The sequence below is a fragment of the Pseudomonas sp. NPDC090755 genome (genome assembly GCF_044769005.1).
Taxonomy (GTDB): Bacteria; Pseudomonadota; Gammaproteobacteria; order Pseudomonadales; family Pseudomonadaceae; genus Aquipseudomonas.
In genome coordinates this window covers 86,508-95,869 of record NZ_JBIVXC010000021.1, presented here as the reverse complement: position 1 = coordinate 95,869, position 9,362 = coordinate 86,508, and the positions used below count along the sequence as shown (strand labels likewise).

Below are 9,362 nucleotides of genomic sequence, written 5' to 3'. Positions count from 1 at the left end.
GACGCACGGTTTGCGCCACTTTGCCATGACAAAGTGGCCCGCCGTAAGGGCGGAAGGGGCCAGCAGCGTCACTGCATCAAATGGATCAGCTCGCAGCACCGGCCCCCAAAAGCCGCCCTCGCCAGGTTAAGGATTCAGCGCCCATCCACCGAAAACCGCCCCGCACCCGTAACCGACAGCAACAGCAACCCTCCGCAAATGCTCAGGTTCTTGAAAAACTGTGTGCTGTTGGCCGCGCGAGCCGCCGGATCCTCCATACCCCAGAACGGATGACCGATGATCGCCGTGCCGATCACGAACAAGGCAAACAGAAACGCCAGTGGCCGGGTGTAGAAACCCAGGATCAGCAGGATGGCAACGAAGAACTCCATGACCACGGCAACCGCGGCAGCCACCATGGGCATGGGGGCGCCCAGTGAGGTCAGGTAGTTCACGGTGCCGTCGAAGCCGGTCATCTTGCTCCAGCCAGACATGACGAACAGGATCATCAAGAGAATGCGCGCCAGCAGGATGATCACATCGCGCTGGTTGTCGAACAGGGTATAGCGCATGGCTGCCTTCCTCTGTTGTGGGGCAGTTTCACCTTAGCAGTAGGTGATGGCCTTTGCGCGCCAGGGGGGACTGGTAAAAATGTCAGGTAGCAAAAAGGCGCCATAAAGGCGCCTTTTCACAGAAGATGGTGCGAGTGGCGGGACTCGAACCCGCAAGGCTCACGCCGGCAGATTTTAAGTCTGCTGTGTATACCAATTCCACCACACTCGCACTTGATCGGCTCTGGCCGTTGTATCCAGGGCCTCGCAATCAAGCGATCTTTATAACTCATCGTTATATTTGAGTCAACCGCGTGCCGTCACGTGACTGGCCGCTTTCGTCCTCCCGGGCGTCGCAAGCAGCGTATGCTGTCTATTCTTGATTACGACTGCGATTTGCGTGGAGCTACCATGGGTTCTACCGAGCGTTCATCTGTGCATGCCCTGCAAGACAGTCGCTATGAGCAACTGGTGCAGGCCGTGGTGGACTATGCCATCTACATGCTCGATCCCGACGGCTATGTGGTGTCCTGGAATGCCGGCGCACAACGGATCAAGGGCTGGCGCGCCGAAGAAGTCATCGGCAAGCATTTCTCGCTGTTCTTCACCGATGAAGATTGCGCCGAAGGCAAGCCGGCCTGGCTGCTCGAACGGGCCTTGAGCACCGGCGTTGCCCAGGATGAAGGCTGGCGCGTGCGTAAGGACGGTACACGCTTCTGGGCCCTGGCGGCGCTGGATGTGATCCGTGCACCGGATGGTGAGGTCATTGGCCTGGCGAAAGTCACCCGCGACATCACCGACCGCCGTGAAGCCGCCCAGCAACTCGACGCCATGCGCGCGCAACTGTTCCAGGCGCAGAAGCTCGAAGCCCTTGGCCAGTTGACCGGCGGCATGGCCCATGACTTCAACAACCTGCTGACGATCATCATCGGATCGGCGCGATTGGCGCTCAACAGTCATGATCCGCAACGCGTCCGGCGTTTGCTCGAACATGTGCTGGATGCCGGTGAGCGTGGCACCCAGATGACTCAGCAGTTACTCAGTTTTGCACGGCAAAAGGCACTGAAGTTCGGCCGCATTCAGTTGCCGACACTGATCGATTCGATTCGCCTGTTGATCGGGCAGGCATTGCCCAGAGCGGTCGAGTTGCAGATCCGGTTCGATGAAAGCCTGCAGGATGTCGAGGTCGATGGCGGGCAGTTGCAGATGGTCTTGCTCAACTTGATCTTCAACGCCCGCGATGCCGTTGGCGAAGTGGGTGTGATCTGCCTGCAGGCCAGCAACTGCCGGCTCGATGGTGAGATCGATGACCTGCATGGCGACTTCGTGCGCCTGGAGGTCAGTGACAATGGCCATGGCATCGACGCCAAGGTGCTGCCACGGATCTTCGAGCCTTTTTTCACGACCAAGGCCTTCGGCAAGGGAACCGGACTGGGGTTGAGCCAGGTCTATGGTTTTGCCAGGCAGAGTAATGGCGCCGTGCGTGTGTCCAGCACGGTTGGCCAAGGCACCTGCATGACCCTGTACCTGCCGGCCTTCGCGCCGGCTCCTGATTCGACCCATTGAACAGGTACACGCCATTGTGGAACAGCTCAAACGTCTTGCCAGCGGTATCAGCGGCCTGGACGCCCTGCTCAAGGGAGGGCTGATTGTCGGTGCCTCCTACATCGTCCAGGGGCGTCCGGGGTCGGGCAAGACCATCCTGGCCAACCAGCTGGCCTTCCATCATGTCGGTCAGGGGGGGCGGGTGCTGGTCGCCACGATGTTGAGCGAATCCCACGAGCGCTTGTTCCAGTACCTTTCGACCTTGAGTTTCTTCGACAAGCAGCTGGTCGGTGACCAGATCCAGTTCCTCAGCGCATTCGATACGCTGGAACGCGAGGGGCTGGATCAGGTGGTCAAGTTGTTGCGGGGGGAGATCAACCGGCACCATGCATCGCTGTTGATCGTCGACGGCTTGCTCACCGCCCGTTCGCGGGCCGAAACATCGCTCGACACCAAGAAGTTCATTGCCGAATTGCAGGGGCATGCGGCATTTGCCGGTTGCACAGTGCTGTTCCTCACCAGTTCGCGGCTGGATGACGGCAGTCCCGAGCACACCATGGTCGATGGCGTGATCGAGTTGGGCGAAGAGCAGATGGGCAGTCGCTCGGTGCGCCGCATCCAGCTGCGCAAGACCCGAGGCAGCGATGCCTTGTCAGGCTTGCATGAATATGAAATCAGCGACGATGGGCTGGTGGTCTATCCACGCCTGGAGTCGCTCTACAGCCGCCCCAGCCATTGGGGTAGCGCCGAGCTGACACGGGTCGGTAGCGGTGTGCGCGCCCTCGACGAACTACTGGGCGGTGGCTTGCCCGGCTCATCAATGACCCTGGCGATCGGGCCCTCGGGCATTGGCAAGACATCCCTGGGGATGAGTTTCCTGGCTTGCGCCACCGCCGATGAGCCGGGCCTGTGCTTCGGCTTCTACGAAACGCCCCCGCGCCTGCGCCTCAAGGCTGCTGCCCTGGGCCATGACTTTGCGGCCATGGAGCAGGGTGGGGCGCTGCATATTGCCTGGCAGCCGACCACCGAAGGGTTGCTCGATGAGGTGGGGGCGCGACTGTTGCAGCAGGTGCAGCTGCACGGTATTCGCCGGGTCCTGATCGACAGCCTGGGGGCTTTTGCCCGACTGGCGACCAACCCGGCGCGGCTGAACGAGTTTTTCCGCGCCCTGACCGGTGAGCTTCGCGCCCGTGACGTCACCGTGCTGGCGACCTGGGAGATGCGCGATATCTTCGGTTCGGAGATCAATGCCCCGGCCCCCGACCTGTCGAGCATCGTCGATAACCTGCTGCTGATGCGCTTTGTCGAGCTGGAGTCGGAGCTCAAACGCATGCTGTCGATCCTCAAGGTGCGCGACAGTCACTACGACCCGGCGTTGCTGGAACTGATCATCAGCGGCCAGGGAATCGACCTGAAGAAAGCCTTTACCCAGGCCACGGCGGTGCTGTCCGGTACTGCGGCGCCGGTGCCGGGCGCGTGAACCTGCAGGCGTCATGGCCATGAGCACGATTCTGGTGGTCGACGACGAGTACCTGATCGCCGATATCCTGAGTTATGCCCTGCAAGACGTAGGCTTCGTGGTGGAAACGGCCAGCAACGGGCAGAGGGCGCTGGATTTTCTCAAGGAAAAACGAGTGGAGTTGGTGATCACCGACTACATGATGCCGCAGCTCAACGGGGAAGAACTGGCGCGCAGGATTCGCGAGGAACTGCAATTGCAGAGCCTGCCGTTGATTCTTATGAGCGGCGCCCAGGCTCATAAGGGGCGGGACAATCCGGACCTGTTCGTCGCGGTGTTCGACAAGCCCTTCGACATCGAGCAACTGATTGCCAAGGTCAAGGAACTGGTCGGCGCCCCCGAGTTGCCTTGACGACAGTGCGGCCGGCCAGCGGGGCCGGGGTGCTCAGGGTCAAGCGCATCCGTGCGGCTTGCAATCAACGGGTGTCACTCGTGATGCTCATCTCCTTTTTCCGGAGCCGGGCTGCCGGCCTGGATGCGTTTGAAAATCTCTTCGCGGTGCACCTGGACATCTTTGGGTGCGTCGATGCCGATCCTCACTTGCATACCTTTAACGCCCAGAATGGTGACTTTGATGTCATCGTTGATGACGATGCTTTCGCCAACCTTGCGGGTGAGTATCAGCATGTATTTCTCCTTGGTATTGTAAGTTGCCCTGCAGGCCTTGTCCGCAGCAGCCAGGAACGCGCAGTGCGCATCCCTCTTTTCCTTCATTAAAGACGCTTTCGCGGGATATTAATTCCCCCGAACACAGATTCTGTTGAGAGTCTTTAGTCGCAGGTGCCCGTGGGGGCAATTGAGCGCTGCACAGCAGCGAATGCTGCCAACAAACGCAAGCATAGGGGGGTTGAACGAATATGGGAAATTTCTCTGCATATCAGCAGAATTGGGAGCTTTTGGATCCCTTTCAAAGGGTCTGCAGGCAGGTGGGGAACAACGACAGGTTTAACGTTTGCGTCGTTGCCCCAGGGCTGGCGAGCTCAACCCAGCAAGGCCACCGACTTGATCTGCGCCACCAGTTGCTGGCCGCTGTGCAGGCCCAGTTGGTCGGCGGAGTAGCGGGTGATCCGGGCCAGTAGCACACTGCCGTCGGCATCGAGGCTGACCAGCACGTGGGCGCTGTTGTCGGCCGGGCGGTGACCGCTGACCCGCACCGGCAAGCGGTTGAGGATACTTGAATGGGCGTCCTGGGCCAGGCTCAGGCTGACATCCCGGGCCTGCACCTTGAGCCGCAAGGTGGTGCCCAGGGCCAGCGGTTCGTGGGCCAGGCGCAGTTCGAGGTCGCTGCCCGGCAACTGCAGGCCGAGCAACTGATAGTCCGGCGCGTAACTGCTGACCCGGCCCTCGATGATCACCCCGGCATCAACGCCCTGGGCCAGGGGCAGGTCGAGGCGGGCGAGGGTGGCGGCGATCGGACCGCTGACCTGGACCTTGCCCTGTTCCAGCAGCACCAGGTGGTCGGCCAGCCGGGCCACTTCATCCTGGGCATGGCTGACGTAGACCAGCGGGATCTCCAGTTCGTCGTGCAGGCGCTCCAGATAAGGCAGGATCTCGCGCTTGCGCGGGCCGTCGAGGGCTGCCAGGGGCTCGTCCATCAACAACAGTTGCGGACTGCTGAGCAGGGCGCGGGCGATACCCACCCTTTGTGCTTCACCGCCGGAGAGGGTGGCGGGCTTGCGCTCGAGCAAGTGTTCGATGCCCAGCAGCGCACAGGCCTGGTCCAGGCTGACCTTGCGTGCCTGTGGGGCGATACGCCGCCAGCCGAAGGTGAGGTTGCCGTGTACCGAGAGGTGTGGGAACAGGCTGGGCTCCTGGAACACATAGCCGATCGGGCGCAAGTGCGGCGCCAGGAAGTGCCCGCGCCGCGAGTCCTGCCAGATCTGCCCGTTGACTTCGATATAGGCCTCGGGGGCGCGCTCCAGCCCGGCCAGGCAACGCAGGCAGGTGGTCTTGCCGGAACCGGAGTGGCCGAACAGGGCACTGATGCCGCGCCCGGGTAACTGCAAGTCGACGTCCAGCTCGAAATCATCACGGGCGACCTTGAGTCGGGCATGGATCATTCTATTCATGACTCAACTCCAGGCCGACTTGCCGCTGCGGCTGGAGTACAGCGCCAGCAGCACGAGGAAGGAGAACACCAGCATCGCTCCGGCCAGCCAGTGCGCCTGCAGGTATTCCATGGCCTCGACATGGTCGAAGATCTGTACCGAGACCACCCGGGTCTTGTCGGGAATATTGCCGCCGATCATCAGCACCACGCCGAACTCACCCACGGTGTGGGCGAAACCGAGGATGCTGGCGGTGATAAACCCGGGGCGGGCCAGTGGCAGCACGACATGGACGAAACTGTCCCAGGGCGTGGCGCGCAGGGTTGCCGCCACTTCCAGCGGACGCTCGCCAATGGCGCTGAAGGCGTTCTGCAGCGGCTGCACCACAAAGGGCATGGAGTAGATCACCGAGCCGATCACCAGACCGCTGAAACTGAACACCACAGTGCCCAGCCCCAGCGCCTCGGTGGTCTGGCCGATCCAGCCATTGGGCCCCAGGGCCAGCAACAGGTAGAAACCGATGACCGTTGGCGGCAGCACCAGTGGCAGCGCCACCACCGCGCCCACCGGCCCGCGTAGCCAGGAGCGCGTGCGCGCCAGCCACCAGGCGATGGGGGTGCCGACCAGCAACAGAATCAGAGTGGTCAGGCTGGCCAGTTTGAAGGTCAGCCAGATGGCGCCCAGGTCGCTGGCATCCAGTGGCATCAGATTTCGTAACCGTAGGACTTGATCACCGCAGCGGCCTTCGGCCCCTTGAGGTAGTCGACCAGCGCCTTGGCCGCCGGGTTGTCCTTGCCCTTGTTGAGGATCAGCGCATCCTGCTTGATCGGCTCATGCAGGCTGGCCGGGACGATCCAGGCCGAACCCTGGCTGACCTTGCCGTCCTTGTAGATCTGCGACAGGGCGACGAAGCCCAGCTCGGCATTGCCGGTGGAGACGAACTGATAGGCCTGGGTGATGTTCTGGCCCTCGACGATCTTGGCCTGGGTGGCTTCGGTCAGCTTGAGCTTGTCCAGTACCTGGGTGGCAGCCAGGCCATAGGGTGCAGCCTTGGGGTTGGCAATGGAGAGGTGTTTGAATGCGTTCTGCTTGAGGACTTCGCCTTTGTCATCGACATAGCCCTGCTTGGCCGACCACAGGGCCAGGGTGCCGATGGCGTAGGTGAAGCGCGAGCCCTTGACGCTGTCACCTTCGCTTTCCAGCTTGGCCGGGGTGCTGTCGTCGGCGGCGAGGAAGACGTCGAACGGTGCGCCGTTCTTGATCTGCGCGTAGAACTGCCCGGTGGCGCCATAGGCGGCAACCAGCTTGTGCCCGGTGTCTTTCTCGAAATCCTTGGCGATGGCCTGGATCGGCGCGGTGAAGTTGGCCGCGACCGCCACCTGGACCTCATCGGCCCAGGCACTGTTGAACGTCATGAAAGTGGCCAGGGCGGCCAGGGCGAAACGGGGTGCGCACGTACTCATGAAACACGGCTCCAGGGACTGAGGGTTATCGTTATATACACAACTATATAGCGATAGCCCGACAGACGGGAAGTACTGCTTCAGCGCTTGAGCTGGGCGAGGGTGTCGGCCGCCAGTTTGCGCGTCAGCTCAAAGGCCGACAGTGACTGACCCCGCCCCAGGCGTAGCGCCTGTCCGGCCCAGAGATTACTGAAGTCGCTGTTACCGCACGGTTCACTGATCGCCCGCAGGGGCATCAGTGCGCCGCCGGCCAGGGGGAAGTGGGGCGCCAGTTCGCTCATGGGGCCCAGTTCATCCATGATCCGCGTAGTGATGCCGCGGGCCGGACGACCGGTAAACAAGTTGGTCAGTGCCGTATCGCTTTCCCGGGCACTGTTCAGGGCCTGGCGATGAAAGGCCGACACCTTGGCCTGCGGGCAGAACAGGTAGGCGGTACCCAGCTGCACCGCCGAGGCGCCCAGGGCCAGGGCGGCGACGATACCGCGATGGTCACCGATGCCGCCGGCGGCAATCACCGGCACCTTCACGGCATCGACAATTTGCGGAACCAGCGCGAAGGTGCCGACCTGGCTATTGAGGTCGGTGCTGAGGAACATGCCGCGATGGCCGCCGGCTTCATAGCCCATGGCGATGATCGCGTCGCAGCCGTTACGCTCCAGCCACAGGGCCTCTTCGACCGTGGTGGCGCTGGAGATCACCTTGGCGCCGGTGGCCTTGACCCGCGCCAGCAGGCTGGCCTCGGGCAGGCCGAAGTGAAAACTGACCACCTCGGGCTTGAACGCTTCGACCAGCTGGCAACTGGCGTCATCGAACGGTGCACGGTTGGATACGGGCGTGGGCGCCTCGAAGTCGGCGCCCAGTTCTTCATAATAGGGCTTGAGCGCCTGCTTCCAGGCTGCAGCCCGGCCCGGATCGGGTTGTGGCGGGGTATGGCAGAAGAAATTGACATTCAGCGGGCCGTTGCTGGCTTGCCTGAAGGCCTGCAGCTCGGCGCGGATCTGTTCGAGGCTCAGGGTTGCACAAGGCAGGGAGCCCAGGCCGCCGGCGTTGCTGACCTCGATGGCCATGGCCGAACCGGTAGCACCGGCCATGGGCGCCTGCAGGATCGGCACCTCGATGCCGAACAGATCAAGAAGACGGGTATCCGGCCATTGGCTCATGCCTGGTTTCCTTGTGCGGGGTGATTACAGGGCCTTGCTCACCTTGATGTCGGTGATCTTGCGGGCATCTTCGCCGTGCAGTTTTTCCAGGGCGGCCTGGACCTGCTCCGGCGAATTGCTGGTGAGCTGGGCGAAGTCGAAACGGCGTTCGCCGTCGAGCTTGTACTTGATGACGTACTTGGTGGTCTGGTCCATGGGCTTATCTCAGTTTCGACGACGAACGGCGGATGATCTTGATCTTGTGGGTGAAGGTCGGCTTGGTCACGGCCGACAGCGCCCTGGGGCCGACGGTGTCGATGGTGATGTTCCAGAACCCGGTGCTGGGTACGGTGATCTTCGCTGGAAAACGGTCGAACGCACCGCCGTGGTAGGTATGACGGCCGCCGTTCTTGAAGCTGCGGAAGTTGGCGTCGTTCATCAGGCGGATGTTGCAGCGCTGGGAACACTCGATGACGACGATATCGTCTTCGTTGAGGTGTTCGCGCTGGTGTACGAATTTCATGTTGCTCTCCGCAATGGATCTTTCGGGCAAACCAAAACGATACCATGATCGATGGTTGCACTGTCGCCCTTCGTGGCCGATCCGCGATAAAACTGCCAATCCAGGGAGCAAAATGGCCCGGACGCGGTCAGAGTCTTTTTCCGTGGTGGAGGTGTAGCTTGATGAAGTGGGTTGTAGCAGCGTTGGCACTCACGCTGGGCGGGTGTGCCAGTGTGTCGGAACTGGAGAGTACGCCGGAAACCATGAGCGTCATTTCCGGCAAGAAGCCCAAGGAATATGCCGATTGCGTGCAGCAGCAACTGGCTGAAACCCGTGGCCCGCTGGCGGTCGAACCCTTTCATGACGGCGGCGTGCGCCTGGTGGTACCACAAAAGGTCGGTGACGGGCCTGCCGCTGTGGTGGACATCAATGAGCGGGGTAGCGGCAGCAGCATCAAGTTGTACGAGCGCTTGAACAACTTCCCGCTGCGCCTGGGTGACGTGAAGACGGCGGCTACGCACTGCATATCCGGCTGAGGCCGTCGGCCCGGCAGCCGGGCTGATCGTTTCAGCCGGCAAATTGCCATTTTCGTTGTTGTAGCTGAGGACTGGTAAGT

General features: G+C 61.8%; 12 protein-coding genes and 1 tRNA gene. 4 read left to right on the top strand and 9 right to left on the bottom strand.

From position 1 onward, the window contains the following. Positions 1-134: 134 nt before the first annotated feature. Both ACIQUS_RS23810 and ACIQUS_RS23805 read right to left on the bottom strand, forming a co-directional pair. Positions 135-551, bottom strand: a complete 417-nt coding sequence (locus tag ACIQUS_RS23810) for a DoxX family protein (RefSeq protein ID WP_403052406.1) — start codon at positions 549-551, stop codon at positions 135-137. A gap of 126 nt (positions 552-677) precedes the next feature. Then, a tRNA-Leu gene (locus tag ACIQUS_RS23805) sits at positions 678-762 on the bottom strand. Between the two features lie 179 nt (positions 763-941). On the opposite strand from ACIQUS_RS23805, the gene ACIQUS_RS23800 reads away from it, so the two are divergent. From ACIQUS_RS23800 to ACIQUS_RS23790, 3 genes are read left to right on the top strand one after another with little or no spacing between them, the layout of a single operon-like run. Then, on the top strand, positions 942-2,096 hold the full coding sequence (locus ACIQUS_RS23800) for a nitrogen regulation protein NR(II) (protein WP_403052403.1): 1,155 nt from the start codon (positions 942-944) through the stop codon (positions 2,094-2,096). Between the two features lie 13 nt (positions 2,097-2,109). Then, entirely contained in the window at positions 2,110-3,555 is a 1,446-nt protein-coding gene (locus ACIQUS_RS23795) for an ATPase domain-containing protein (RefSeq protein ID WP_403052415.1), read from the top strand. A 19-nt stretch (positions 3,556-3,574) separates the two neighbouring features. After that, positions 3,575-3,946, top strand: coding sequence for a response regulator (locus ACIQUS_RS23790; RefSeq protein WP_403052400.1), 372 nt, complete (start codon positions 3,575-3,577; stop codon positions 3,944-3,946). A 74-nt stretch (positions 3,947-4,020) separates the two neighbouring features. Here the strand turns inward: ACIQUS_RS23790 and csrA are convergent, their stop codons facing one another. The 7 genes from csrA to ACIQUS_RS23755 all read right to left on the bottom strand — a co-directional run bounded on the left by csrA (position 4,021) and on the right by ACIQUS_RS23755 (position 8,767). Beyond that, positions 4,021-4,221 (bottom strand): carbon storage regulator CsrA, encoded by a 201-nt coding sequence (csrA, locus tag ACIQUS_RS23785; protein ID WP_279843489.1) that lies wholly within the window; start codon positions 4,219-4,221, stop codon positions 4,021-4,023. A gap of 353 nt (positions 4,222-4,574) precedes the next feature. After that, positions 4,575-5,663, bottom strand: a complete 1,089-nt coding sequence (gene modC, locus ACIQUS_RS23780) for a molybdenum ABC transporter ATP-binding protein (RefSeq protein ID WP_403052396.1) — start codon at positions 5,661-5,663, stop codon at positions 4,575-4,577. A gap of 3 nt (positions 5,664-5,666) precedes the next feature. Continuing rightward, entirely contained in the window at positions 5,667-6,347 is a 681-nt protein-coding gene (gene modB, locus ACIQUS_RS23775; RefSeq protein ID WP_285864212.1) for a molybdate ABC transporter permease subunit, read from the bottom strand. Then, positions 6,347-7,105, bottom strand: a complete 759-nt coding sequence (gene modA, locus ACIQUS_RS23770) for a molybdate ABC transporter substrate-binding protein (protein WP_403052392.1) — start codon at positions 7,103-7,105, stop codon at positions 6,347-6,349. Before modA ends, modB begins: the two co-directional genes overlap by 1 nt. A gap of 80 nt (positions 7,106-7,185) precedes the next feature. Beyond that, complete coding sequence (locus tag ACIQUS_RS23765; RefSeq protein ID WP_403052388.1) at positions 7,186-8,265, bottom strand: NAD(P)H-dependent flavin oxidoreductase; 1,080 nt, start codon at positions 8,263-8,265, stop codon at positions 7,186-7,188. A gap of 24 nt (positions 8,266-8,289) precedes the next feature. Beyond that, positions 8,290-8,460: a hypothetical protein gene (locus tag ACIQUS_RS23760; protein ID WP_403052385.1), complete on the bottom strand. Its 171-nt coding sequence runs from the start codon at positions 8,458-8,460 to the stop codon at positions 8,290-8,292. Positions 8,461-8,464: 4 nt separating this feature from the next. Further along, positions 8,465-8,767, bottom strand: coding sequence for a DUF1883 domain-containing protein (locus ACIQUS_RS23755; protein WP_285864216.1), 303 nt, complete (start codon positions 8,765-8,767; stop codon positions 8,465-8,467). A 161-nt stretch (positions 8,768-8,928) separates the two neighbouring features. On the opposite strand from ACIQUS_RS23755, the gene ACIQUS_RS23750 reads away from it, so the two are divergent. Further along, positions 8,929-9,282 (top strand): hypothetical protein, encoded by a 354-nt coding sequence (locus ACIQUS_RS23750; protein WP_403052382.1) that lies wholly within the window; start codon positions 8,929-8,931, stop codon positions 9,280-9,282. Positions 9,283-9,362: the final 80 nt, after the last annotated feature.